Consider the following 24,947-nt stretch of genomic DNA (forward strand, 5'->3'; position numbering starts at 1 on the left):
GAGGGTCCGTGACGAGTCTTCCCGACGACCCGCGCCAGGCGCTGATGCTGCTGTCCTCGATCGTCGAGCCCGGCGACGGCGAGCTCGACGACCTGCTGGGCGAGGTCGGGCCGGTGGCGGCGGTCGAACGCATCTGGTCGGGGGACGTCCCCGAACGGCTGGGCCGCATCACCGGCGCGACCGTGGCGTGCACTCCGAATCCGGCCGGGCGCGCCGCCGACCTGGTCTCGGCGACCGAGCACGCCGGGGCGAGGGTCCTCGTCCCCGGCGACCCGGACTGGCCCGAGCAGCTGCGCGATCTGCTGCTGGTCTGCGACGCCGACGAGCCGCATCTGCGGCCGCCGCGGTGCCTGTGGGTGAAGGGCCGGGGCTCGCTGGCGTCCGTGTGCCGGCGGTCGGTGGCCATCGTGGGCGCGCGGGTCGCCAGCGAGTACGGCGAGCACCTGGCGGACGACTTGGCCGCGGACCTGTCCGAGGCGGGCTGGACGATCGTCTCCGGCGGCGCGCTGGGCATCGACCGGGCCGCCCATCTGGGTGCGATCGCGCGCGGCGGGCCGACGGTGTCGGTCGTGGCCTCCGGGGTCGAGCAGCCATATCCGGCGGCGAACCGCTCGATGTTCGACCTGGTGGTCGAGTGCGGGCTGCTGGTCAGCGAGTGGCCGCCGGGGGCCTCGCCGATGCGGCACCGGTTCCTGACCCGCAATCGGGTGATCGCGGCCCTGGCGGCCGGGACGGTCGTGGTCGAGGCCGGGGTGCGCTCGGGAGCCCGGAACACCGCCCGGCACGCGGCCGAGCTGGGGCGGGTGCTGATGTTCACGCCGGGCCCGGTGACCTCCTCGCATTCGGTGGGCGTGCATCAGTTGGCGCGCGAGCCGTGGGAGGCGCGGCTGGTGACCCGCGCCGAGGAGGTGATCGAGGACCTGACCGGGATCGCCGGGCCGATGGCGACGCCGCCGCCCTCGCCACGGAGGCCGTTCGACAGCCTGACCGAGATCGAGGCCCGGCTGGTCGAGGCGCTGCCGCGAGGCTACGTGGTCGAGGACGTCAGGCTCGCGGCCGCGGCGGGCGTGCCGGTGCCCAAGGCGGCCGAGGCGCTGGAGAAGCTGCGCTCGGACGGGTGGGTCGAGCTGCTGGAAGGGAGGTGGCGACTGGCCAGATGAGGGACGTGCCCCGAGCGGTCAGCAGGGACCGTCCTCGCCGTGGGGGTAGTCCACGGTGACGGTGCGGGGGTTCTCGAGTTCGGCGCGGGGCGCCCAGCATTCGTAGACGCCTCGTTCGACGCAGGCGGCGCCGGTGGTCATGGCCGACTCGACGTCGGGCTGACGCAGCCGCAGCCGCACCCAGTCCTCGTTGCGGCCCAGGACCAGGACTTCGGTGTCGCGCCAGCGGGCCTTGGTGTAGAACCGCTGGGGCCGCTTGACCGGATTGCGGCTGGCGGCGCCGCGCACGTAGGCGCTGAAGCCGTGACCGGGGTCGGCGGTGACCGGGACGCGGTCGCCCTCGTGCTCGCCGGTGAGCCCGGCGTGGATGGCCGGGTCGACCCGGAACAGGGCCCGCCCGCTCTCGGTGCCGGGGATGCGGCTGACCAGGTCGCGGTGCCGGGCTCCGGACACGCGGTCCCAGACGTTGGTCTGCGGCTGGTACTGGAACAGCGCGATCTGGTGGCCCTCGGCGGTGTAGGCGAGGATCTCGGCCCGCGCCGTCAGCGGCAGGTCGGCCAGGTTCGCGCTGGCGAACTCGGGGATCAGATGGTTGCCGCTGGGCACGAAGCCGGTGCCCAGGACCATCGAGCCGCGCCGCTCGCGGCCGGGCATGGACACCAGGCCCGGGAAGTGGACCGCCTCGGTGCTGACGTAGTCGCACGAGCATATGGCCTTCCAGCGCAGGGCGAAGACGACGTCGGAGACGTTGTCCGGATCGCCCGCCAGGATCACCCGGTCGGCGGGGGTGCGCAGGTGGGCCACGTCGAACTCGCGGAAGCACACGCCGCTGACCAGCGGCGAACTGGTCAGCTGCCGGGCGACCTGGTGGCGGCTCAACGGCTTGATCATGCGGGTGCCGACGTCGATGAAGGCCGTCGCGCGCACGGTCGAGACCAGGGCGCGCTCGGCGCCCTCGATGCGCGGGTTCTGGCTGAACTGGTGAACGGTCTGGAAATCGGCGCCCGGCATGACCGGGACCGAGACCGGGGCGACCCCGGCCCGCAGCAGCTCCGCGCCGGCACTGGCCACTTCGGAGGCGTGGACGTACCGGTGGAAGGACCGGCCGCTGGGCTGGAATCCGTTCTCCTGGGTGTCCGAATAGAGTTCGAACGCCGCGCCTCCGGCGACGGGTCGGGCCGAATAGCGCCTGTCGTGCCAGACGATCTCGGTGATTGAACTCGAGGTTGCCGGGGCCTGCATATTGCGGAGCCTATCGAGATCGGGGAAAGCTCAGGTTAACCGAGATTGAACAGCACAATCCGGGTACGACTCGGAGCGCTCACATGGTCTCCGTGACCTTTTTGAGACCGCGTGGCGCATCGGGATTCTCGCCGCGCCCTATCGCCAGATGGAGCGCGAGTTGCTGCAGGGGAAGAATGTCGAGAATAGCCGCTAGGCGCTCGTCGACCGCGGGGGTCCTCAGCCTGGCGGTCTGACCAGGAAGATCGGCCGCCCCGACCACGACCACGTCGGCGCGCTGGCGGCCGAGCTGGCTGAGCACGTTCCACATGGCGTGGCCGCCGGGGCCGGAGCCGACCACGGCCAGCACCGGCACACCGGGGTCGGTCATGGCCAGCGGCCCGTGGAGCAGGTCGGCGCCGGAGAAGGCCAGCGACGGCAGGTAGGAGGTCTCCATGAGCTTGAGCGCGGTCTCGCGAGCGGTGGGGTAGGCGTAGCCGCGGCCGGTGGTCACGAACCGCTCGGCGAAGCGGTAGCGGCCGGCCAGCTCGTCGGCGTCGGAGCCGTCGAGGACGTCGTGGGCGAGCTCGGGGAGTTTCTCGAGCGCGGCCGACTCGGCGGGGTCGACGCGGCCGGTGCCGCTGCGCACGCCCTCAATGAGCAGCAGGAGGGTGAGCAGCTCGGCGGTGTAGGTCTTGGTGGCGGCGACGGCGCGCTCGTGGCCGGCGCGGACGTCGAGGTGGAGTTCGGCCTCGGCCGCCAGGGGCGAGTCGGGGGCGTTGGTCACGGCCAGGGTGAGCGCGCCCGAGGCGCGGGCGGCGGCCAGGACTTGGGCGAGGTCGGGCGAGCCGCCGGACTGGCTGACGGCGATGACGAGGCTGCCGGACCAGTCGGGCCGCGAGTCGTAGACGGTGACCACCGAGGGGCTGGCGAGTCCGGCGGGCAGGCCGAGGCGGATCTCGGTCAGGTAGGCGGCGTAGAGGGCGGCGTGGTCCGAGGTGCCGCGGGCGGTGAACACGATCGACCGGGGGCGGTATTCGGCGATGCGGGCGGCCACGGCGGCGATCTCGTCGGAGCCGCGGTCGAGGATGCCGGCCAGGACCTCGGGCTGCTCGGCGATGTCGGCGGCCATGCCTGCGCCGGGGGTCGGCGCGGTCGCCTCGGTTTCGCCGCTGGGGGGCTGGTTCACGTCTTGCTCCTCGTGCGCGTACTGCCAAATATTAAATAAACCTTCATAATGAGCGTAGTCGACCCGCCGACGCGGCGTCCACCTGCCACCCAGACGAGATTAGCTCCGCCTCGGCGGCGCCCGGGCGGCGATTTGGACAAGCTTGTGCTCACGCCTTCGGAGTCGCCGGGACAATGCCGGTATGGTTGACCCCTGCAAAACCACCGACCAAGGAGGAGCGATGGCCAAAGCCGCTCGCAAGCGCAAGGCGCGCAAGAAGAAGTCCGCGAACCACGGGAAGCGGCCGAACAGCTAGCGGATTGCGGGGCGGATTCGCGGTAATCCTGCCCGCCCCGCGATTGCACCGGCCGGACCAGGTCACGAACGAAATTGCCCAGATGACTGAAGCGCCGCGCGAAGCGCGCGACAAGAACCAGCCCAGCACCCGCGAGCGAATTCAGCAAATAGCTATTTCGCTGTTCAGCGAGATGGGGTATGAACGCACGTCCCTACGGGAGATCGCCGAGCGTCTCGGTGTGACCAAGGCCGCCCTCTATTACCACTTCAAGACGAAGGAAGACATCGCGGCCAGCTTCTTCGACTCCTACGCCGAAGATGTCGACCGGATCTGCGAATGGGGCGAGGCGGAGCCTCGGACCATCGAGACGCGCATCGAGATCCTGCGACGCTACGCGGAGGTCATCCGCACCCACGTCGAGGTCCTGCGGTTCCAGCAGTTCAACCTGGCCGCCCTGACGCGCCTGGACCGGGGTTCGCTCTTCCGCCAGCGCCTGCTCAGGCTTCACTCGCTGCTGGCCGACGAGGACGACGAGCTGCTCCACCGCATGCGGGCCTGGGACGCCCTGACGACCCTCTACAGCAACTGGATCACCTTCCCGCGCACGGTCGACTCCGACCAGGAGGTGCGGGAGGCGTCGCTCCGGATCGCCATCCGGCTGCTGGAGGCGAACGAACGCGAGAAGAAAGAGCCGAGCGCCGGCTGAACCCGAGGCACGGCCGGCGGCCGGGCCGCCGGTCGGTCTCTAGCGTTCGCGCTCGGCGGTCTCGGTGAGCGTCTCGCGGGCCTGCTCTATGGCGTTCAGCTTCGCGCGGAGGCGCTCTTTGACGTCGCCCGGGGCCTTCTCCTGGCTGCAGCACCGGTGGACCAGCGAGCGCACTTCCTGCTCGATGCCGTACTCCGAGAGACACGGCGAGCACTCGTCCAGGTGGGCCCGGATGACCGAGCGCCGGACTTCGGAGCACTCGTTGTCGATGTAGAGGTAGACCTCTTCGAGCACCTCGCGACAGTCGACTTCCGGCTTCGCCGATTCTGGGCCGATCACTGCTGTCCCTCCCGTGCGGTCGAGAGGCCACGCTCGGAGGCGTAGGCGCTCAGCATCTCGCGCAGTTGACGGCGGCCCCGGTGGAGCCGCGACATGACCGTGCCGATCGGGGTCCTCATGATGTCGGCGATCTCCTTGTAGGAGAAACCCTCGACGTCGGCCAGGTAGACGGTGAGCCGGAAGTCCTCGCCGAGGCGCTGGAGCGCCTCCTTGACGTCCGAGTCCGGCAGGTGGTCGAGCGCTTCGGCCTCGGCCGAGCGCAGGCCGGTCGGGCTGTGGGATTCGGCGTCGGCCAGTTGCCAGTCGGTGATCTCGTCGGTCGGCGAGGTCTGCGGCTGACGCTTCTTCTTGCGGTAGGAGTTGATGTAGGTGTTGGTGAGGATCCGGTACAGCCACGCCTTGAGGTTGGTGCCCTCGCGGAACTGGTGGAACTTGGAGTAGGCCTTGAGGTAGGTCTCCTGCACCAGGTCCTCGGCGTCGGCCGGGTTCCGGGTCATGCGCAGCGCCGCACCGTAAAGCTGGTCGATCAGGGGCATGGCGTCGCGCTCGAAGCGCTTGCGCCGCTCCTGGGCCGTCTCGCTGCTTGGCTCCGACACCGTCTCCCTCTCGTCGAGCATCGTCTCCGAGCCTACGGCAGCGGTGTCGGTACCGACTGAGGAAATACGCGTGGCAGTGACGTCGTCCTCGGCACTGGGGGCCCACTCGGGCCCGCGCAGCAGCGCCGCCACGCGCTCGTCGTCGCTGCGCCGAGACTGTCGCACAGTCATCATCATGCGGGTGCGCTCCTTCCGGGAGACTCGAACCGAACAACGCACCGACCCCTCCGTTCATTCCGCGACCCCGGCCACACCCCGCCGACCAGGCCGCAAGTCGGCGACTCTCGAGAGAATTCTCCGAGAAGGTGACTTTTTGGAGTGAATGAGTGACTTTGCGTACCGAGGCTCGTTATGTTGATTGGGCCCTCGAGGGGCCCTTGCGCGCGGCGAGATTTCGACGTGCGAACTCCCAGTACCTGCCCCGGGTCGGCGGACCTGACACCGCCGTCGGCCCGGGGAGGTCTCCCACTCCGAATCCCCCCTCCCGCTCGAGAGACCCAGAGGAACAAGAGACCGCGACGCCCGGGGAGGGCATCGCGGCCGTTCTCTTGGTTCCCTTCCGAGATCAAGCCCCCACAGCAAGGGGGTTGATGTCCTTCCACGCCTCGATCATGGCCCGGCGCTCGCGGGGGGCGGTCGCCCCCCAGATGCCGTGGCGGTCTCGGGCCTCGAGGGCCCTGACCAGGCATGGGGTTCTGACCGGGCAGGACGCGCAGATGGCGAGGGCCTCATCCACGGGCTCCCGGGGCTCGGGGAACATCACGTCCGGATCGGCCTCGGCGCAGTTTCCCTGGCGCAACCAGTGGTCCGCGCTCATCCGGTAGCTGCCCTTGACCTCGTTCCGGTACTTGGTCGCGTCGAGCAACCGGGGGTCCGTCCGGACTCTGTCGACCTCTTCGGCTCGGATACGCCGCATCTCTGCCTCCCTTTGCCGTAGCCGCCGACCTCCCACTCCAGGGCACCGGGGGGATCCGCTACTCACCATCGGCGGCTTCTAACACGAAAGATCGACGTCGTGGGCCCCAGATACCGTTCAGGGTGAGTGACAGATCTCACAACCCAGGAAGGGTGGATGGGCCTTCGGGGGCATCAACCGGGCGAATCAAATCCGGCCCGTCGTTGCCCGTGCGGCCGACCGCACGGCCTACCTTTCGGATCTCCAGCTCCTCGGGCACCGTCGGCTCGGGGCCCGCCAGCAGCTCGGCCTCATCGGCGTCCTCCTCCCCCAGCCAGGCCGAGAACCGTTCGGGCGGAAGGATGTACGGCATCCGGTCGTGCACGGACTCCATCGCCTCCCCCATCGCCGGACAGGTCAGGATCGTGAAGCTCAGCAGGCTCGCGTCACCGCGGTTCCAGCTCTCCCACAGTCCGGCGAACACGACTCCACCCGGACGAGTGAAGAAATAGGGCTGCTTGCCGCCGCCGGGGAGCTTGCGCCACTCGTACCACCCGTCGGCCGGGACCAGCGCGCGCCGCGCGGCGAACGGCCGCCGATATGCCTTCGAGGTGGCCACGGTCTCGATGCGGGCGTTGAACATCCGGGTGCCGATCCCCGGGTCCGAGGCCCACGGCGGGATCAGGCCCCACCGGGCCGACTCCAGCACGGTCCCGTCCCGGCTCTTCGAGCGCCGCACCACCGGGGCCGGCGAGGTCGGCGCTATGTTCCAGCTCGGCGACCACTCGCCGCCGATGAGGTCCTCGACTTCGAACAGCGCCGCCATCGAGGCGCTGGACTTGCTGTTGGCGTACCTTCCGCACATGAGCCCACGCTAACGCCGGACACCGACAATCCGGTCGGCCGACGCCAAGACACTAGAATGGCCGAGTGACAGGAACCGCCGCTCCGAAACAACGCCGCTGGACTCCGCCGTACGCGACCGACCGGCTCGACGCCGTCGTGCGCGTGCCCGGCTCCAAGTCGATGACCGCCCGCGCCCTCGTCCTCTCCGCCCTCGCCGAGGGCCCCTCAACGATCCGGCGACCCCTGCACTCGCGCGACACGCTCCTGATGGTCGAGGCGCTCCGCTCCCTCGGCGTCACCGTCGACACCGCCGACCCCGAGCTGTGGCGGGTCGAGCCAGGCCCGCTGCGCGGCGGGACCGATGTCGACTGCGGCCTGGCCGGGACCGTCATGCGCTTCCTGCCGCCGGTGGCCGCCCTCGCGGACGGCCCGGTCGCCTTCGACGGCGACCCGCACGCCCGCAAGCGCCCCAACGACGGCGTCATCTGGGCCCTGCGCGATCTCGGTGTCAAGGTCGACGACGGCGACCGGGCCGCCCTGCCGTTCACCGTCAAGGCCAAAGGCGGCGTCACCGGCGGCGGACTGGAGGTCGACGCTTCCAAGACCTCGCAGCTGATCAGCGCCCTGCTGATGGCCGCCCCCCGCTTCAAGCGCGGGCTCGACCTGCGCCACGTCGGCGACCGCCCGGTTCCCAGCCGGCCCTACCTCGACATGGTCGTCCAGATGCTCCGGCAGGCCGGGGCCGAGGTCGACGACTCCGAGGAGGACCGCTGGCGGGTCGAGCCGGGAAGCCTGCGCGGACGCGAATGGGTCATCGAGCCCGACCTACAGAACGCCGCGCCGTTCCTGTGCGCCGCAGTCGCCGCCGGCGGCCGCGTCACCGTGCTGGACTGGCCCACCGAGACCACCCAGGCCGGTGACCGCATCCGCGAGATCCTCGTGGAGATGGGCTCCCGCGTGGAGTGGGCCCGCGGCGGTCTCACCATCGTGGGCGCGCCCGCGGTCCTGCCGGTCCACCTCGACCTGGCCGACGCCTCCGAGCTGACCCCCTCGCTGGCGGCGCTGTTCGGCATCAACCGCGGTCCCTCCTCGATCCACGGCGTCGCCCACATCAGGGGCCACGAGACCGACCGCATCGCCGCCCTGGCCAAGGAGCTCACCAAGCTCGGCGCCGACGTCGTCGAATACGACGACGGCCTCAAGATCGGCGGCCACGCCACCCGCCCGATGACCTGGGAGACCTACGCCGACCACCGCATGGCCCACGCCGGCGCCATCGTCGGCCTGGTCACCCCCGACTTCGAGGTCTCCGACGTCGCGTGCACCTCCAAGACCTGGCCGGAGTTCGCCGCCGTCTGGGAGCAGGCCATCCTCGGCCGAGGGAACGGTGCCGTTTGATGGTCCGCGGACTCCAGCGATCCGAGGAGGCCGGTGCCTAGTGCCGGGCCGTGACTGGGACCTCGACGAGGAGGACGTGCCGGTCCGCGCCGCGAGGCGCTCCCGGCCCCGGACCAAGATCCGCCCCAAGCACGAGCACGCCCGCACGGGCTTCGTGACCGCCGTCGACCGCGGCAGGTACACCTGTCTGGTCGACGGCACCGCCGTCACCGCCATGAAGGCCCGAGAGCTCGGCAAGCAGTCGATCGTCGTCGGCGACCGGGCCTTCCTGGTGGGCGACCTGTCCGGCCGAGAGGGCACCCTCGCGCGGGTCGTGCGCATCGCCGAGCGCCACGGCGAGCTGCGGCGCTCGGCCGACGACGAGAGCGCCACCGAGCGCGTCGTGGTCGCCAACGTCGACCAGCTGGTCATCGTCGCCAGCCTCATCGACCCGCCGCTGCGCTACGGCTTCGTCGACCGGTGCCTGGTGGCCGCCTACGACGCCGGGGTCGCCCCCGTGCTGTGCCTGACCAAGGCCGACCTGGGGCCCGAACTGATCGCCGAGGCCGAGTCCTACTACTCCCAGCTCGATCTGACCATGGTCACCATGCGGCCCGACGCTTCTCTGGACGAGTTGACCGATCTCCTGGCCGACAAGGAGAACGTGTTCTTCGGGCACTCCGGGGTCGGCAAGTCCACGCTCATCAACCGGCTCGTGCCCGGCGCCGACCGCGCCACCGCCGAGGTCCGCTCGATCGGCAAGGGCAGCCACACCTCCACCAGCACCGTCGCGCTCCACCTGCCCGGCGGCGGCTGGGTGATCGACACCCCCGGCGTGCGCTCGCTCGGGCTGGCCCATGTCACGGCCGACTCGATCATCAAGGCGTTCCCCGAGCTCGAGCGGATCGCCGCCGACTGCCCCCGGGGCTGCACGCACACCCCCGAGATCGGCGACTGCGCCCTCGACGCCGAGATCGGCCCCGACGACCCGCTGGGCGGCCGTCTGGCGTCCTTCCGCCGCGTGCTCGCCTCGCTGGCAGAGGCCGAGAACCGTTATTAAGTAGGATGAGCGCCATGTCCTCCTCTTATAACGACGATCTCGGGCTCGCCCACCTCTTGGCCGACTCCGCCGCCAGGATCGCCTCCGACCGGTTCCGCTCCTCGGATCTGCGGGTCTCCACCAAACCCGACATGACCGAGGTCTCGGACGCCGACACCTCCATCGAGGAGGTCATCCGCTCCACGCTCTCGCGCGCCCGCCCGAGGGACGGGGTGTTCGGGGAGGAGTACGGGGACAACCCCGGCGCCTCGGGCCGGAAGTGGATCGTCGACCCGATCGACGCGACCCGCAACTTCGTGCGCGGCGTGCCGATCTGGGCCACGCTCATCGCCCTGTTCGACCGCGGCGAGCCGGTCGTGGGCGTCGTCAGCGCCCCCGCGCTCGGGCGGCGCTGGTGGGCCATGAAGGGCGCCGGGGCCTTCGCCGGGCGCGATCAGCGCGCCGGCAAGAGGATCGAGGTCTCCAAGGTCGCCAAGCTGAGCGACGCCGCGGTGAGCATCTCCTCGATCAGCAGCTGGGACAAGGTCGACCGGCAGGGCGCGATGCTGGCGCTGCTGCACGAGGCCTGGCGCGAGCGGGGCTTCGGCGACTTCTACTCCTACTGCCTGCTGGCCGAGGGCAGCGTCGACATCGCCGCCGAGCCCGAGGTGGCGCTGTGGGACCTGGCGCCGCTGGCGCTGCTGGTCGAGGAGGCCGGAGGGACCTTCACCGACCTCAAGGGCCGCCCGGGGCCGGACGGCGGCACCGCGTTGGCCACCAACGGCCTGCTGCACGACCAGGCGCTGGAGCGCCTCGGCATCCGCAGCTGACGGTGCTACCGGCGGCTGTGGCGTCCGCCTCAAGCGCAAACGTCCATTCCAGGATTTAGGTGAGCCTCGCCTAAGCTCCTCGCGGAAAGCGGTCGCCAAGGCCGCTTCGCCCGGAGTGAGGAATGATCGGTGAACGCAGGAGTGCGAACGAGAACCGCCGCCGTCGGCGCGGCCGTGCTGTCGGCGGTGGCCCTGGCCGGCTGCGGCGAGTCCGAGCCGGTACCGGAGGCGATCGACGCGGCCGGCGAAGGTGAGACGGCCTATCCGCTGGTCGTCGACAACTGCGGCCAGGAGGTGACCTTCGACGCCGCCCCGCAGCGGGTGGTCTCCCTCGACCAGGACACCACCGAGATCCTGCTGTCCCTGGGCCTCGAAGACCGCATGGTCGGCACCGCCTCCTGGACCGACCCGGTCCGCGAGAACCTGGCCGAGGCCAACGCCGAGGTGCCGCGCCTGGCCGACGAGGCCCCGACCTACGAGATCGTCCTCGACACCGATCCGGACTTCGTGACCGCCGCCCACGGCCGCCACTACGTCGAGGGCGGCGTCGCCGAGCGCAGCCGCTTCGCCGAGACCGGGATCGAGACCTACCTCTCGCCGACCGACTGCGACGGCGACGTCAGCATCAACGGCGGCGGCACCCGCACCCGGCCGCTCACCGTCGACGTCATCTATCGGACGATCCGCGAACTCGCCGAGATCTTCGACGTCCAGAGCCGAGGCGAGACCCTGATCGCCGACCTCGAAGAGCGCCGCCAGACCGCCCTCGAGAGCATCGACGACTCCGGGCGGACGGTCGCGTTCTGGTTCGCCGACCTGAAGACCCCCTACATCGCCGGCGGACTGGGCTCGGCCGACCTGATGGCCACCGAGGTCGGCGCCGTCAACGTCTTCGCCGACCTCGACGACGACTGGCCCACCACCACCTGGGAGGAACTCGTCGAACGCGACCCCGACGTCCTCGTCCTCGGAGACCTGAGCCGGGAACGCTGGCCCGGCGACCAGTTGCAGGAGAAGATCGACTTCCTCCAGTCCGACCCGGTCGCTCAGAACCTCACCGCCGTCACCGAGGAGCGCTTCATCGCCCTCCACGGGGCCGAACTGAACCCGTCGATACGGACCATCGACGGCATCGAGGACCTCGCCGCAGGACTGGCCTCGTTCGAGGCCGAGCGGTGACACCGAGCCCGGTCCGGGACGCGGCCGAGACCGACCGGCCGCCCCCGACCGGGTCGCGGCCGCGGTTCCCGGGCGTCGGCCTGGGCGCGGCCGCGCTGCTGCTGGCCTCGATCGGGGCGGCGATCACCCTGGGCCCGGCCGACGTCTCCCTGGTCAATGTGCGCGACGTCCTCTTCAACCACCTCGGAGGCGCGGAGATCCCCGTGAGGGTCTCGAAGGAGGCGATCGTCTGGGACGACCGCTTGCCGCGCGCGCTGGTGGCCGCCGCCTGCGGTGCCGGTCTGGGCCTGTGCGGGGTCGTCCTCCAGTCGCTGCTGCGCAATCCGCTGGCCGATCCGTACGTGCTCGGGATCTCGTCGGGTGCTTCGACCGGCGCGGTCGTCGTCGGGATCCTGGGCGTCGGCGGGGCCGCGCTCGGCATCCCCGGGGGCGCGTTCATCGGCTCCGTGCTCGCCTTCGCCGTCGTCCTGCTGATCGCGCGGCTCGCCGGCGGGGGCGACGACAAGGTGATCCTGGCCGGGATCGCGGTCACTCAGTTGTTCTCGGCGCTGACCTCGTTCGTCATCTTCGCCTTCGCCGACTCGGACGCGACCCGCGGCGTGATGTTCTGGCTGCTGGGCTCGCTCGAGGGGATGCGGTGGAACGACGTCTGGCTGTGCGGCGCCGCTGTCGCCGCCGGGACGATGTTCTGCCTGTTCCGGGCCCCGGTCCTCGACGCGTTCGCGTTCGGCGACGACGTCGCCTCCTCCTTGGGCGTCTCCGTCCGGCGTTCGCGCGTCATGTTCATGACCGTCACCGCGCTGTTGACGGCGACGCTGGTCAGCATCTGCGGCGCCATCGGATTCGTCGGCCTCGTGCTCCCGCACGCGGCCCGCTTCCTCGTCGGACCGCTCCATGTGCGCCTGGTGCCGGTCACCGCGCTCATCGGAGCGGCCTTCATGGTGTGGGTCGACGCCGTGTCGCGGGTCGCCTTCTCTCCGTCGCCGCTGCCGGTCGGCGTCGGCACCGCCCTGGTCGGCGTGCCGATGTTCATCGCCATCATGTTCCGCCGCAGGAGGGCCGCGTGACACTCCAGACTCGCGAGGTCACCTGGAACCGCGGCGGCCGTCTCGTCGTCGACGGCGTCACGTTGCGCCCGCGGCAGGGGGAGACCATCGGACTGCTCGGCCCCAACGGGTCGGGGAAGTCCTCGCTCATCCGCCTGCTCTCCGGTGCGGTGAAGCCCTCCGCCGGGGTCGTCACGCTCGACGACAGGTCGCTCACGGCCGTCGCCCGGCGGGAGGCGGCGCGCGCCATCGCCACCGTGACCCAGCACGCCGACACGGTCGTCGACATCACGGTGCGCGACATCGTCGCCCTCGGTCGCATCCCGCACCGGGGCGTCTTCGGCGGCGACCGGCGATCGGACGCCGCGGCCGTCTCGGACGCCTTGGCGCGCACCGGGCTCGCGGACAAGGCGGCGGAGTTGTGGCACCGCCTCTCCGGCGGTGAGCGCCAGCGCGTCCACATCGCCCGCGCGCTGGCTCAGGAACCGCGGGAGCTGCTCCTCGACGAGCCCACCAACCACCTCGACATCCGCTACCAGCTCGAACTGCTCCAGTTGATCACCGAGCTGCCCGTCACCTCGGTCGTGGCGCTCCACGACCTCAATCTGGCCGGGATGTACTGCGACTCGCTGCTGGTCCTCAAAGATGGCCGCGCGGTGGCGGCGGGCGCCCCGGCCGAGGTCCTGACCCCCGATCTCATCGCCCACGTCTATGAGGTCGACGCCGCCGTCGCCGTCGACGAGGGCACGGGGCGGCCAACGATCGCCTTCAGTCCGCCCGGACGGAGGGCGAGCGCCGGCCGTTGACTCAGCGGCCCGGGACTACCGCTCGGCGAGGAACTTCAGGTGCTCGCCGCGCTGGTGGACTCCGCCGCCTTCGTGCTTGTTCCACGGCCACTCGGTGATGCGCTTCTCGCCCCGCCACCGGTTGTAGGCGGCGAAGACCGTCGAGGGCGGGCAGATGTCGTCCATCAGGCCGACCGAGTACAGCGCCGGGGCGGTGCCTCGGGCGGCGAAGTGGACGCCGTCGAAGTAGGCGAGGGTTCCGAAGACCTCCTCCTCGCGCAGGCGCTGCCCGGCCAGGAACTCGACCAGCTCCTGGTAGGGGAAGCCGTCGGTGATCTCGACGGCGCGGCGGAAGTGGGTCAGGAACGGCACGTCGACGATCGCCCCGGCCAGGTCGTCGCGCAGTCCGCCGACGGCCTGGGTGATGCCGCCGCCCTGGCTGCCGCCGGCCACGACCACGCGGTCGGCGTCGATCGCCTCGTGGCCCTTGGCGACGTCCACCGCGCGGTAGGCGTCGGTGAACACGCGCCGGTAGTAGTAGTGCTCGGGGGACTCGATGCCCTGGGTCATCCAGCCCTTGTTGGTCGGGCCGGTGCCTCCGTAGGGGTCGCCGGTGTCGCCGGGCTGCCAGTTGCCGTAGCCCTGGCCGCGCGTGTCCATCACCAGGTGGGCCCAGCCGGCCGCGGCGTACATGGTGTGGGCCCACGGCACCGAACGGCCGCCGGAGTAGCCGATGTACTCGACCACGCACGGCAGCGGCCGGTCGAGCCCCTTGGGCAGGACCAGCCAGCCCTTGATGGGGTGCCCGGCGAAACCCGCGAAGGTCAGGTCGAAGATCTCGACGGTCGTCAGGGCGGCGTCGACCGGTTCGAGCCGGACGTCCAGGTCGCCCGCGCCGGCTTCACCCAGGGTCCGCTTCCAGAACTCGTCGAAGTCGGCCGGTTCGGGGACTTCGGGGCGGTACTCGCGGAGTTCTTCGAGCGGTAGATCGAAAAGTGCCATGGCGTGTTTTTAGCACAGCTGTCATCAGAAAGCCACATGCGTAAACATGGAAACTCCCGTGGCACGGGCGGTTCCCGCGCCGCGAGCGGCCGACCGCGGACATTCGCACCGAGCGCAACTCCGGCCACAGCCGGTGGAATGCGCACGACGGGACCGGCCCCGCACCGGCGGCCACGTTCAGCTCCGCCGAACCAATTTGGAGCGAACGCTTGCAGAGGAGATTATGCAAGCGCTAGCATGTAGTTCCTATATCGAGATGTCTAAATATATCGGCATCTCACTCCTCATCATGAAAGGTACTCCGATATGGAGAAATTCCTCAGCAGCAGACACTCCAGACGAGGCTTCTGGAAGGTCGCCGGCCTCTCCGCGGTCGGCGCGGGAGCGGCGGGCACCGGACTGCTCGCGGTCGGCCCGGCACAGGCCGTCGAGACTGGTACCTGGTACAACATCCAGAGCCGTCACTCCGGGCTCTACCTGGACATCCTCGACCTCTCCACCGAGGGCGGCGCCGAACTCATCCAATGGAACGGCACCGGCAACACCAACCAGCAGTTCCGCTTCCTCGACTCCGGCGACGGCTACTACCGCATCCAAGCCCGACACTCCGGCCTCGTCCTCGACGTCTGGGAATGGAACGCCGACAACGGCGCCACCATCGCCCAATGGGACGACCTCGGCGGCACCAACCAGCAATGGCAGGTCAACGAATCCGGCGGCTACGCCACCTTCATCAACCGCTTCTCCGGCAAAGCCCTCGACGTCTGGGAGAACTCCACCGAACCCGGCACCCGCATCTCCCAATACGACCCCACCGGCGGCAACAACCAACAATTCCAACTCGTGCCGGTCGACGACAACGGCGAGCCGAACCCGGGCGGCCTGGAAGGCTGGGCGACTCAGAACGGCGGCACCACCGGCGGCGCCGGCGGATCCGAGACCACCGTGTCCTCGGGCTCGGCCCTGATCTCGGCGATCAGCGGCAATTCCCCGAAGGTGGTCCGGGTCAGCGGAACCGTCAGCATCTCGGGAATGAACGACATCGGCTCCAACACCACGCTCATCGGCAACCCCGGAGCGCGGATCACCGGCGGCGGCGGTATCGACGTCGACGGGGTCAGCAACGTCATCATCCAGAACCTGACCTTCAGCGACTACTCCGACGACGGCATCAACGTCCAGGACGGGTCGACCAACATCTGGATCGACCACAACACGTTCGAACCCGGCTACGACGGCGCGTGCGACATCAAGCGCGGCTCGGACTTCATCACCGTGTCCTGGAACCGGTTCAACGGCACCGACAAGACCTGCCTGCTGGGCCACTCCGACTCCAACGGCGGCCAGGACCGGGGCCACCTGCGGGTGAGCTACCACCACAACTACTTCAACGGGACCAACCAGCGCACCCCGCGCGTCAGGTTCGGCAACCCGGTCCACGTCTACAACAACTACTACCGCAACATCGGCAGCTACTGCATCGCCACGACGCAGGAGGCCGGCGTCATCGTCGAAGGCAACTACTTCGAGAACTGCAACCGCACCATCGACCTCGGACAGGGCTCCTCGCCCGCCGGCAGCGTCGTCTCGCGGAACAACCACGTCGTCAGCTCCCCGAACCCCGTCTCCAGCGGGTCGGTCGGGAGCGTCCCGTACGGCTTCAACCTGGACACGCCCTCGCAGATCAACTCCATCGTCAGCAACGGAGCGGGCGCGAGCTGAGGCGGGCGAGTCATTCGAGGTTGAGCACCCGGCGGTCGGGGCCCTTCGAGGGCTTCGGCCGCCCGCGCGGTGCCGCCGAAGCCACTCCCGTCCCCGCGGGAGGGGTCCCGGTCAGGCCCAGGGAAGGTCGAGTTCGCTGAACAGGGACGCGCTCCTGGCGGCGCGTTCGACCGCGGTGTCGGCTCCGGACAGGACCGAGACCGGGTCGTCGCCGATCCGCTCGACGTGGGCCGGGTCGACCAGTCGCGGCATGGGGTCGCTCAGGACCCGCTCCAGGACGCCGGTGAAGGTCTTGGACCGGCGCAGGCCGGAGATGAGGCCGACGCCGCGCTGGCGGTGGTGGACGAGGTTGTCCAGCAGGTTGGTGCGGCCGTACTGCTTCGGCTCGTCCTCGCCGGGGAGCAGCAGCCGGTCGGTCGGGTACTCGAGCCAGGCTTCGCCCTCGCTGCCCTTGACCCACACGTCGCCTTCGAGTTTGCGCTCGCCGCACAGGGTCACGGCGACGGTGACGCTCACGCCGCCCTTGTTCCTCCCGCGCCACACGGCCGTGTCGTCGACCTCGATCTCGGAGCGGCACCGCAGCCGTTCGAGCTCGATGGAGCCGTCCAGTGGCCAGTCCCCCGCGATGGCCAGGGCCTGCTGGGAGGCGTGCGCGAACGGGTTGGCCAGGGCCCCGTCGGCCACGGGAGCCCCGTTCAGCTCGCGCTTGCCCGCCCACGGCGAGCGCCGGTAGTACGAGTCGGGGCGCTGCCATGATCCCGCCACGCCGACCGCTTCCAGGCGACCGAGCTTCCCGGCGTCGAGCGCGTCCCGCAGCGCGTTGATCGCGTGCGAGCCGAGCGCCTGGAAGCCGACCTGCACGGCCCGTCCGGTCTCGGTCATGACCTCGTAGAGCCGCCGGTACTCCTCCAGCGAGGCGACCGGCGGCTTCTCCAGGTAGACGTCGGAGCCGTGGCGCATGGCCGCGCTCGCGATCGGCAGGTGCGTGGGCGGCGGGGTGGCGATGACGACGATGTGCGGGTCGGTCTCGGCCAGCATCCGCTCGTAGTCGTCGAAGACGGCGGCGTCGCCGATCGGGATCTGGTCGTCCTCGATGATCTCGGCGGTGTCGCACAGCGCCGCCAGTTCGACCTTCCCGGCTTGCCGCCGGGCCTCGATGTCGTGCCGGTGGTGGAGGCCGTATCCGTTGGCGCCTACGATGGCGATGCGCGGAATGGTCAGATCCATTTTAGAGTTTCTCCAGGGTTCGGGCCACACCGTGCCGGTCCAGTTCGCCGAGCCAGGCCGTGGCGGCCCGGCGCAGCCGGTGATCGGACGCGACCGGTTCTGGTACGACCTGCCGGATGCCGAGGATCGCGTCGACGCGGGCCGAGGCCCGGTCTCCGGCGGCGGCCAGACTCTGGCGCAGGACCGGCGCGAGGGGGTCGTCGAGGGGCAGCTCGGTGCCGTCGTCGGCCTTTCCTCCGCAGAAGCGGATCCATGCGGCCAGGGGCAGGGCTATGAGGTCGAGCGCCCGTCCGGCCTCGGCGAGGTCGGCGATGGTGCCCAGCAGCCGTTGCGGGAGCTTCTGGCTGCCGTCCATGGCGATCTGCAGGCAGCGGTGCCTGATCCCTGGGTTGGCGAAGCGCTCGAGCACGCTTCGACCGTACGCCACGACGTCTTGACCGTTCGGAGGCGTCAGGCTGGGGGCGATCTGCTCGGCCACCAGCCGTTCGGCGAAGCTCCGGGCGCCCGGCAGCGCGAGGGTCTCGCTGATCGTCTCGGCTCCGGCGAGCGCGCCGAGGTAGGCGAGGCTGGAGTGCACGCCGTTGAGGGTGCGGAGCTTGAGCTTCTCCCAGCCGGCGACGTCGGTGGTGAACGTGGCGTTCCAGTCCGGCCGCGGGCCGGCGAAGTCGTCCTCGATGACCCATTGGAGGAACGGTTCGGCCTCGACGGCGGCGGCGTCGACCAGGCCGAGGGTCTCGATGGCCCGGTCGTACGTCGCCCGGGTGGAGGCGGGCACGATGCGGTCGACCATGGTGGACGGGAAGGTGACGTGTTCGGCGGCCCATGCGCGGGTGGGGCCGTCGAGCAGCGGTTCGACGGCGGCCCGGGTGGTCTTGCCGTTGTCGGGCAGGTTGTCGCAGCACAGGATCGTCAGCGGCGGCCCACCGCGGCGGGCCCGGCGGGCCAGGCCCTCGGCGAGGAGCCCGGGGACGCCCTCGGGGTCGCGGTAGGCCTTCTCGGTGACGGTGAGCGTGACGATGTGGATGTCGTCGGAGGCGATGAGTTCGAGCGCGCGCTCGGTCTCGGTGGCCAGGTGCAGCGTGTCGACGATGGAGCCGATGACGCGGAGCTCGGCGCCGTCGGGGCCGAGCGTGGCGACGGTGAACAGCCCGTCCTGGGCGGCGAGGGCGTCGATGACCTCGCGGGAGCGCGGCGCGGCGCAGATGATGCCCCAGTCGGTGTCGTCGGTGTAGACGGCCTGGTGGGCGCGGTGGAACGCGCCGGCGCCTATATGCAGGATGCCGGCCTTCTCAGGCCGGGGGCCCGGGACGCGGACGTCCTCGGGCACCCCTTTGACGGATTCGTTGTTCAGTGCGGTGTGTGTCAGTTGCGCCATGCCGGTCCGTTGGGATAGCTGTATCGGGCGATCGATTCGTCCTTGAGTGTGACCGAGTATCCCGGTTGAGTGGGCACCTGGTACCGGCCGTCGACGACGGTCACCGGATCGGTGTAGTGCTCGTGCAGGTGGTCGACGTACTCGATCATGCGGCCCTCGAGTGTCTTGCCGACCCGGAGGTACTCGAACATGCCCAGGTGCTGGACGTATTCGCACAGTCCCACGCCGCCGGAGTGGGGGCAGACCTCGACGCCGCGCTTGGCGGCCATGAGCAGGGTGGCCACGACTTCGGGGATGCCGCCGACGCGGCAGGCGTCGATCTGGCACACGCGGATGGCCTCGGCCTGGAGGAGCTGCTTGAAGATGACGCGGTTGGCCGCGACTTCGCCGGTGGCGACGCGGATCGGCGCGACGGCGGCGGCGATCTTGGCGTGGCCGAGGATGTCGTCGGGGTGGGTGGGCTCCTCGATCCAGTAGGGGTCGAAGGCGGCCAGGCGCTTCATGTTCTCGACGGCCTCGGGCACGGACCAGATCTGGTTGGCGTCCATCATCAGCAGCCGGTCGGGGCCGAGGATGTCGCGGATGATGCCGGCGCGGCGGACATCGTCGGCCACGTCGGGCGAGCCGACCTTCATCTTGGCGGCGCTCCAGCCGTCGGCGACGGCCTGCTCGGTCAGGGCCCGGACCTTGTCGTCGGAGTAGCCGAGCCAGCCGACCGAGGTCGTGTAGGCGGGGAAGCCGTCGCGTTCGAGGGTCGCCAGGCGGTCCTCGTAGCCCTTGCGGCCGTCGTCGAGGATGGCCTCGGCTTCGGCCGGAGTCAGCTCGTCGACGATGTGGCGGTAGTCGATCTGGGCGGCCAGTTCGGCGGAGTCCATTTCGGCCAGCAGCCGCCACATCGGCTTGCCTTCGAGTTTGGCGCGCAGGTCCCAGACGGCGTTGACGATGGCGCCGACGGCCATGTGGGTCGCGCCCTTCTCGGGGCCGAGCCAGCGGATCTGGGGTTCTTGGACGATGGAGCGCCAGAACTCGACCGGGTTCGCGAAGATCCCCTCGACGGTCCTGCCGACGACCAGGTGGGCGTAGGCGCGGCAGGCGGCGGCGCAGATCTCGTTGCCGCGGCCGCCGGTGAAGGTGAACCCGGTGCCGACCGGTCCGCCGTCGGTGAACAGCTCGACGTAGCAGGCCGAGTAGTCGGCCCGGTTGATCGAGTCGGAGCCGTCGGCGTCCGCCGCGGTCGGGAAGCGGACGTCGTGGACTTCGAGGCGTTCGATCCTCGCGCTGACGCCTGCGGAAGCGTAAGTTGGCACGGTCGACATTTACTTTTCCAATCCGTAGATCCTGCGCGGCAGGTTATAGGCCAGGTCCACCGCCACTTCGCCGGCCTCGTCCTCGGTCATGCGGTGCTCGGCGACCAGGCGGGCGAGGAACGCGGCGTCGATGCGGCGGGCCACGTCGTGGCGGGCCGGGATGGAGCAGAACGCGCGCGTGTCGTCGACGAACCCGGCGGTGTTGTAGAACCCGGCGGTCTCGTGGATCGCCTCGCGGAAGCGCATCATGCCTTCGGGCGAGTCGAGGAACCACCAGGGGGCGCCGGCGAAGACCGCGGAGTAGCCGCCGGCGAGGGGGGCGATCTCGCGGCTGAAGCTGGTCTCGTCGAGGGTGTAGACGACCAGGCGGAAGCGCGGGTCGTTGCCGAAGGCGTCCAGGAGCGGTTTGAGTTCCAGGGTGTACTCGTTCGAGGAGGGGATGTCGCCGCCGACGTCGCGGCCCCAGCCTTCGTACAGCCACTTGTTGTGGTTGCGGTCCGAACCCGGGTGCAGCTGCATGACCAGGCCGTCCTCGACGCTCATGCGGGCGAACTCGACCAGCATGTACGCCGGGAACTGCAGGATCTCCGTCTCGTCGGCCTCGCCGTTGAGCGCCTTGTGGAAGATCTCCGCGGCCTTCTTGGGGTCGTCGAGCGTGCCGGCGGTCCGGTTGCCGTGGTCCGAGCAGGTCGCTCCCGCCGCGATGAAGTCCCGGCGGCGGGCCCGCAGCGCGGAGAGGAAGCCGTCGAATGTGGAGGTGTCGACTCCGGTGATCTCGGCCAGCCGCTCCACCCGCTCCTTCCAGCCGGGCCAGCCGGGCTCGACGAGGTTGTCCGGACGGAACGTGGTGACCACCTTGCCGCCGGGCCCGCCCCATTTGCGGCCGTTCTCGGCGGGCATGGCCTCGAGTTCGGCGTGCGGGTCGAGGGAGTCCACCGGGCTCTCGGTGGTCGCCAGGACCTCGATGTTGAACTTGTCGAACAGCGCGCGCGGCAGGTAGTCCGGTTCGGTGAGCCGGGCCGAGAGGTGGTCGTAGAAATCGTCGGCGGTCTCGCCGCTCAGCGGCTTGTAGATCCCGAAGACCTCCGCGAAGGTGTAGTCGAGCCACAGTCTCGAGGGGGTGCCGCGGAAGAGGTGGTAGTTCTCGGCGAAGCGGCGCCAGATCGCGCGGCCGTCGGCCTCGGACGGGCTCCCGTCGGCCGAGGGCACGCCGAGCTGGTCGGGCGTGTAGCCCTGGCTGTAGAGCATCCGCGTCAGGTAGTGGTCGGGGACCACGAACAGCCGCGCGGGGTCGGGGAAGGGCTCGTTGCGGGACATCAGCCGGGGGTCGACGTGTCCGTGGGGGCTCACCAGCGGCAGACCGGTGGTGCGCCGGTGGAGCTCTCGGGCGATCGCGCGGGTCCGGTCGTCGGCCGGGAAGAGCCGGTCGGGATGCAAACTCATCGGTGTCTACTCCGGGTCGTGGTCGGGGTGTCGTTGCGGTTCACTGCGGTTTCCTACTTGAGCAGATCCGCCACCGCAATCGGTTGCCCGGTTGCGATGGACTCGTTCGACGCCAGGCCGGCCGCCAGCGCGTTGACGCCGTCCTGGGCGGTGGCCGAGCGGTCGTGAGGGTCGGTGTCGCCGTCGAAGAGCACGCCGAGCATGCGGCGGTCGCCGCCGCCGTGGCCCTTGCGCTCGTACTCCCCCACGTCGATGCGGTTCGGCTTGGCCCAGAAGGGGTGGACGGTCAGTTCGTACCAGCCCTCCTCGGGCGAGGCGGCCGAGCCGTGCAGTTGGGCGCCGTTGGGGCCGTGCTGGTCCGGGTTGACGTGGTCGTTCTCGACCACGAGCAGCTCCAGGCGGCCCTCGGTGCCGTTGAAGTGGACCCGGTAGCCCTCCCAGGGCGAGTAGGCGGTGAGCCGGTACGACAGGGTCGCGCCGTTCTCGTAGTCGACCAGCGCCATCATGTCGTCGTAGATGGTCACGCCCGGGGCGAAGACGTTCTGGTCGCGGATGTAGCCGTCGGCCTCCTCGGCGTCGAGGTAGAGGGCCTTGAGCTGCTCGTTCTCCTTCATGTCGAGGGCGAACGGGTCTCCGGATGCCTGCGGGGCGCCGTTGGCGCGCTCGTAGCCGCGGTCGTGGCCGTGGCGTTCGCCGTTCTCGCCGTAGAACGCGAGCTTCCCTCTAGCAAACGCTTGCACAGGTGCGGAGTCGAGCCACCAGTTGACCAGGTCGAAGTGGTGGCCGGACTTGTGGACCAGCAGGCCGCCGGACTGGTCGGCCAGGCGGTGCCAGCGGCGGAAGTAGTCGGCGCCGTGGCGGGTGTCGAGGAGCCAGTCGAACCCGACCGAGACGACTTCGCCGACCGCGCCCTCGCGGAGGAGGTCGGCCACCTTCTCGTGGATCGGGTTGTAGCGGTAGTTGAAGGTGACCGTGACCGCCCCGGCCGATTTCCGCTCGGCTTCGAGGATGGCGGCGGCGTGCTCGCCGGTCGTGGTCAGGGGCTTCTCGCAGATGACGTTGCAATCGCTTGCGAGCGCGGCGAGGATGTACTCGTGGTGGTAGGCGTCGACGCAGGTGACGATGACCGTGTCGGGTTCGGTCTCGGTCAGCAGTCGGTCGAAGTCGGCCGCGGCGTAGGCGGCCGGCCTGGGGGCTCCGGCGGCCTCGACGGCCGCGGCGTGGTGTTCGATGCGGTGGGGGTTGGTGTCGGCCAGCGCGACGAGCCGCGCTTTGTCGCTGCGTTCGACCACGGCGTTTGTATACATCGTGGCCCGAGCGCCGGTACCGACCAGAGCGTAGCGATGCGGCGTGCCTGACATGTGGCTCCTTCGTCTGCGAGGTTCTGGTAAACGCTATCGAACTCGGGGGTCGAACACAAGACAGAGGACCCGAGACAAACGATTGCCGAGGTTGCGACCACTGTATCCTCCTCCCGCACTTCCGGCGAACCGGTCCGATGCACGCGAGCCGCCTCGAACTCGCCTATATGAGTTGCGCGCGCCCGATAACCTCGTTCAGCGACGCCCCGCCTCGACCTGTCCGTGAACTCCCGGAACGAAGCAGAGAGCTCGACTTGACATGACCCACTACCCCGGCCCCGCCCCTCAGCCTGCCCCGCCTCGGCCGTCCCGGCGCCTCACCCGGGACCAGGCCGCCATGCTCACGGTCGCGATCAGCGTCTTCGCGATCCTCGGCGCGATGGTCTTCCTCGGCGTCAGGGAACTGCCCGACGCCTTGGCCGAGCCCACTCCCGAGCCCGAACCACCGGTGGCCGCCGACGAGACCACCGCAGCGGGCGACGATGACGAGACCGAGGAACAGCTGGAGTACGTGCTCGCCAGCGAGGCCGAGCCCGAGACTCCCGAGCACATCGCTCTGAGCTGGAACATCGCGTCTCAGAACTACGACGAGGAGACGCTGGAGGAGCTCACGTGCGCCAGTCCGCCCGCGAACATTGCGGGCCACCTTCAAACCGCCGCGGACACGGAGACGACGGACTATGAACCCGCGGCCTTCCCATACGTGACCTCCCGCGAGGTCGAGGGAGCCACCGAGGTGGCGTTCTTCCTGAACGACCAGGATCCGACCTACGAATACATCTGGGCGAAAGAGTCGCGGCCAGACGACACCATCGCCATCTTCACGGTCGTCGAGGAAGACGGCGCATGGGCGGTCTGCGGCCTCGAGGCGCTCATGTGACGCCCTGAGACACCGCGTCAGGAATTGGGACTGGACTCGCTGAACGGCGGCTTGACCACCTTCACCGGGAGCCTGCGCCCCCGCACGTCCAGCTCCAGCTCGGCGCCGGGCTTGTACTCGGCGTCGAGCAGCGCCAGGGCGATGCCCCGCTTGAGCGTGGGCGCGAACCCGCCGGAAGTCGTCTCGCCGGCGGTCCGCTCGCCGTCGAGCACGCTCATGTGAGCTCGCGGGACGCCGCGCCCGGCCGCCTCCAGGCCCCACAGCTTCCGCTTCGGGCCGGCCGCGCGTTCGGCCTCCAGGGCCGATTTGCCCCAGAACTCGGGCTTCTTCCAGCCGACCGCCCAGTTCAGACGGGCCTGGACCGGCGTGATCTCGAGGCTGAGGTCCTGGCCGTGGAGGGGGTAACCCATCTCCAGGCGGAGCGTGTCGCGCGCGCCGAGCCCGCACGGTACGGCCCCTGCGACCAGCATGCCGTCCCAGAAGTCTCCGGCGGCCTCGGCGGGCAGGACGAGTTCGAACCCGGTCTCTCCGGTGTAGCCGGAGCGGCAGACGACGACGGCCGCATCGTCGACCAAGCGTTCGGCGAAGGTCATGAAGTCGTGGCCGTGCGGCAGTCCGAGGTATTCGAGGATGCGCGGCGACTCAGGACCTTGGACGGCCAGGACCGCCAGGGACCGGTGGGCGTCGCGGATCTCGATCTCGCGCGGAGCGGCGTCGGTGAGCCTGCGGGCGACCTCGGCAGCGTTGGCGGCGTTGGGGATCAGCAGGATCTTCTCGCTGGAGAGCCGGTAGGCGATGAGGTCGTCGACCACGCCGCCGGAGGCGTCGCAGCAGAGTGTGTACTGGGCGCCGCCGTCGCCGATGCGGTCGAGGTCACCGGTCAGGCAGCGGTTGACGAAGTCGGCTGCACCCGGACCGGACACCCACACCTTGCCGAGGTGCGAGACGTCGAAGACTCCGACCCGATGGCGCACCGCGGCGTGCTCGGCGAGCACCCCGCTCGGGTACTGGAGGGGCATCTCCCATCCGGCGAACTCCGCGAACTTCGCGCCCTGTTCCAGGTGGCGAGGGTGGAGAGGCGAGACCATGAGTGACGGTGCGGGCTCAGACATGGCTTAGACACTATCGCGAGATTCTCAACCCTT

General features: G+C 70.0%; 24 protein-coding genes. 11 read left to right on the forward strand and 13 right to left on the reverse strand.

Going from position 1 to position 24,947, the window contains the following annotated elements:
* The first annotated feature begins 8 nt into the window (after nucleotides 1-8).
* Nucleotides 9-1,160 carry a DNA-processing protein DprA gene (gene dprA / locus JFB92_RS13320; protein WP_199039340.1) on the forward strand — a complete coding sequence of 384 codons (1,152 nt, stop codon included), beginning with the start codon at nucleotides 9-11 and terminating at the stop codon, nucleotides 1,158-1,160.
* A gap of 18 nt (nucleotides 1,161-1,178) precedes the next feature.
* Here the strand turns inward: dprA and JFB92_RS13325 are convergent, their stop codons facing one another.
* Complete coding sequence (locus JFB92_RS13325; protein ID WP_199039342.1) at nucleotides 1,179-2,402, reverse strand: hypothetical protein; 1,224 nt, start codon at nucleotides 2,400-2,402, stop codon at nucleotides 1,179-1,181.
* A gap of 79 nt (nucleotides 2,403-2,481) precedes the next feature.
* Nucleotides 2,482-3,513: an SIS domain-containing protein gene (locus JFB92_RS13330; protein WP_199039444.1), complete on the reverse strand. Its 1,032-nt coding sequence runs from the start codon at nucleotides 3,511-3,513 to the stop codon at nucleotides 2,482-2,484.
* A gap of 277 nt (nucleotides 3,514-3,790) precedes the next feature.
* Between JFB92_RS13330 and JFB92_RS26965 the strand changes: the two genes are divergently transcribed.
* Nucleotides 3,791-3,865: a 50S ribosomal protein bL37 gene (locus JFB92_RS26965; protein WP_372451643.1), complete on the forward strand. Its 75-nt coding sequence runs from the start codon at nucleotides 3,791-3,793 to the stop codon at nucleotides 3,863-3,865.
* A gap of 82 nt (nucleotides 3,866-3,947) precedes the next feature.
* Nucleotides 3,948-4,553 carry a TetR/AcrR family transcriptional regulator gene (locus JFB92_RS26180; RefSeq protein ID WP_199039345.1) on the forward strand — a complete coding sequence of 202 codons (606 nt, stop codon included), beginning with the start codon at nucleotides 3,948-3,950 and terminating at the stop codon, nucleotides 4,551-4,553.
* Between the two features lie 39 nt (nucleotides 4,554-4,592).
* Here the strand turns inward: JFB92_RS26180 and rsrA are convergent, their stop codons facing one another.
* The 4 genes from rsrA to JFB92_RS13355 form a co-directional block, all read right to left on the reverse strand.
* Nucleotides 4,593-4,892, reverse strand: a complete 300-nt coding sequence (gene rsrA / locus JFB92_RS13340; RefSeq protein WP_307789152.1) for a mycothiol system anti-sigma-R factor — start codon at nucleotides 4,890-4,892, stop codon at nucleotides 4,593-4,595.
* Entirely contained in the window at nucleotides 4,889-5,662 is a 774-nt protein-coding gene (locus JFB92_RS13345) for a sigma-70 family RNA polymerase sigma factor (RefSeq protein ID WP_372451644.1), read from the reverse strand. The genes rsrA and JFB92_RS13345 overlap by 4 nt, the downstream gene beginning before the upstream one ends.
* Nucleotides 5,663-6,053: 391 nt before the next feature.
* On the reverse strand, nucleotides 6,054-6,404 hold the full coding sequence (locus tag JFB92_RS13350; RefSeq protein WP_199039350.1) for a WhiB family transcriptional regulator: 351 nt from the start codon (nucleotides 6,402-6,404) through the stop codon (nucleotides 6,054-6,056).
* A 136-nt stretch (nucleotides 6,405-6,540) separates the two neighbouring features.
* A complete protein-coding gene (locus JFB92_RS13355) occupies nucleotides 6,541-7,248 on the reverse strand; it encodes an SOS response-associated peptidase (protein WP_199039353.1) in 708 nt (235 codons plus the stop codon).
* Between the two features lie 65 nt (nucleotides 7,249-7,313).
* Between JFB92_RS13355 and aroA the strand changes: the two genes are divergently transcribed.
* The 6 genes from aroA to JFB92_RS13385 all read left to right on the forward strand — a co-directional run bounded on the left by aroA (nucleotide 7,314) and on the right by JFB92_RS13385 (nucleotide 13,506).
* The gene (aroA, locus tag JFB92_RS13360) at nucleotides 7,314-8,627 is read left to right on the forward strand and encodes a 3-phosphoshikimate 1-carboxyvinyltransferase (RefSeq protein ID WP_307789153.1); all 1,314 of its coding nucleotides are present in this window, start codon (nucleotides 7,314-7,316) and stop codon (nucleotides 8,625-8,627) included.
* On the forward strand, nucleotides 8,617-9,666 hold the full coding sequence (rsgA, locus tag JFB92_RS13365; RefSeq protein ID WP_372451639.1) for a ribosome small subunit-dependent GTPase A: 1,050 nt from the start codon (nucleotides 8,617-8,619) through the stop codon (nucleotides 9,664-9,666). The genes aroA and rsgA overlap by 11 nt, the downstream gene beginning before the upstream one ends.
* Before the next feature lie 14 nt (nucleotides 9,667-9,680).
* On the forward strand, nucleotides 9,681-10,475 hold the full coding sequence (gene hisN / locus JFB92_RS13370) for a histidinol-phosphatase (protein ID WP_199039357.1): 795 nt from the start codon (nucleotides 9,681-9,683) through the stop codon (nucleotides 10,473-10,475).
* 129 nt (nucleotides 10,476-10,604) lie between these two features.
* The gene (locus JFB92_RS13375) at nucleotides 10,605-11,654 is read left to right on the forward strand and encodes an ABC transporter substrate-binding protein (protein WP_307789154.1); all 1,050 of its coding nucleotides are present in this window, start codon (nucleotides 10,605-10,607) and stop codon (nucleotides 11,652-11,654) included.
* Complete coding sequence (locus tag JFB92_RS13380) at nucleotides 11,651-12,721, forward strand: FecCD family ABC transporter permease (protein ID WP_307789155.1); 1,071 nt, start codon at nucleotides 11,651-11,653, stop codon at nucleotides 12,719-12,721. Before JFB92_RS13375 ends, JFB92_RS13380 begins: the two co-directional genes overlap by 4 nt.
* On the forward strand, nucleotides 12,718-13,506 hold the full coding sequence (locus tag JFB92_RS13385; RefSeq protein ID WP_199039360.1) for an ABC transporter ATP-binding protein: 789 nt from the start codon (nucleotides 12,718-12,720) through the stop codon (nucleotides 13,504-13,506). The genes JFB92_RS13380 and JFB92_RS13385 overlap by 4 nt, the downstream gene beginning before the upstream one ends.
* A 15-nt stretch (nucleotides 13,507-13,521) precedes the next feature.
* Here the strand turns inward: JFB92_RS13385 and JFB92_RS13390 are convergent, their stop codons facing one another.
* Nucleotides 13,522-14,487 (reverse strand): acetylxylan esterase, encoded by a 966-nt coding sequence (locus JFB92_RS13390; protein ID WP_199039362.1) that lies wholly within the window; start codon nucleotides 14,485-14,487, stop codon nucleotides 13,522-13,524.
* A 306-nt stretch (nucleotides 14,488-14,793) separates the two neighbouring features.
* Here JFB92_RS13390 and JFB92_RS13395 point away from each other — a divergent pair, with 306 nt between their 5' ends.
* The gene (locus JFB92_RS13395) at nucleotides 14,794-16,209 is read left to right on the forward strand and encodes a pectate lyase family protein (RefSeq protein ID WP_199039364.1); all 1,416 of its coding nucleotides are present in this window, start codon (nucleotides 14,794-14,796) and stop codon (nucleotides 16,207-16,209) included.
* 111 nt (nucleotides 16,210-16,320) lie between these two features.
* Here the strand turns inward: JFB92_RS13395 and JFB92_RS13400 are convergent, their stop codons facing one another.
* Genes JFB92_RS13400 through JFB92_RS13420 form a run of 5 tightly spaced genes read right to left on the reverse strand, consistent with a single transcriptional unit; the run spans nucleotide 16,321 to nucleotide 22,922 of the window.
* On the reverse strand, nucleotides 16,321-17,436 hold the full coding sequence (locus tag JFB92_RS13400; protein ID WP_199039366.1) for a Gfo/Idh/MocA family protein: 1,116 nt from the start codon (nucleotides 17,434-17,436) through the stop codon (nucleotides 16,321-16,323).
* A gap of 1 nt (nucleotide 17,437) precedes the next feature.
* Nucleotides 17,438-18,811 (reverse strand): mannitol dehydrogenase family protein, encoded by a 1,374-nt coding sequence (locus tag JFB92_RS13405; protein WP_199039369.1) that lies wholly within the window; start codon nucleotides 18,809-18,811, stop codon nucleotides 17,438-17,440.
* On the reverse strand, nucleotides 18,799-20,127 hold the full coding sequence (locus JFB92_RS13410) for an enolase C-terminal domain-like protein (protein WP_199039372.1): 1,329 nt from the start codon (nucleotides 20,125-20,127) through the stop codon (nucleotides 18,799-18,801). The genes JFB92_RS13405 and JFB92_RS13410 overlap by 13 nt, the downstream gene beginning before the upstream one ends.
* Nucleotides 20,128-21,561, reverse strand: coding sequence for a glucuronate isomerase (uxaC, locus tag JFB92_RS13415; RefSeq protein WP_199039375.1), 1,434 nt, complete (start codon nucleotides 21,559-21,561; stop codon nucleotides 20,128-20,130). It lies immediately after the preceding gene.
* 53 nt (nucleotides 21,562-21,614) lie between these two features.
* Entirely contained in the window at nucleotides 21,615-22,922 is a 1,308-nt protein-coding gene (locus tag JFB92_RS13420) for a Gfo/Idh/MocA family oxidoreductase (RefSeq protein ID WP_199039378.1), read from the reverse strand.
* Between the two features lie 259 nt (nucleotides 22,923-23,181).
* Here JFB92_RS13420 and JFB92_RS13425 point away from each other — a divergent pair, with 259 nt between their 5' ends.
* Nucleotides 23,182-23,802 carry a hypothetical protein gene (locus tag JFB92_RS13425; protein ID WP_199039381.1) on the forward strand — a complete coding sequence of 207 codons (621 nt, stop codon included), beginning with the start codon at nucleotides 23,182-23,184 and terminating at the stop codon, nucleotides 23,800-23,802.
* A 17-nt stretch (nucleotides 23,803-23,819) separates the two neighbouring features.
* Here JFB92_RS13425 and gcvT read toward each other — a convergent pair whose 3' ends face one another.
* Nucleotides 23,820-24,914, reverse strand: coding sequence for a glycine cleavage system aminomethyltransferase GcvT (gene gcvT, locus JFB92_RS13430; protein ID WP_199039384.1), 1,095 nt, complete (start codon nucleotides 24,912-24,914; stop codon nucleotides 23,820-23,822).
* Nucleotides 24,915-24,947: the final 33 nt, after the last annotated feature.

This window comes from Glycomyces salinus (genome assembly GCF_016428645.1).
GTDB classification, from domain to species: domain Bacteria; phylum Actinomycetota; class Actinomycetes; order Mycobacteriales; family Micromonosporaceae; genus Glycomyces; species Glycomyces salinus.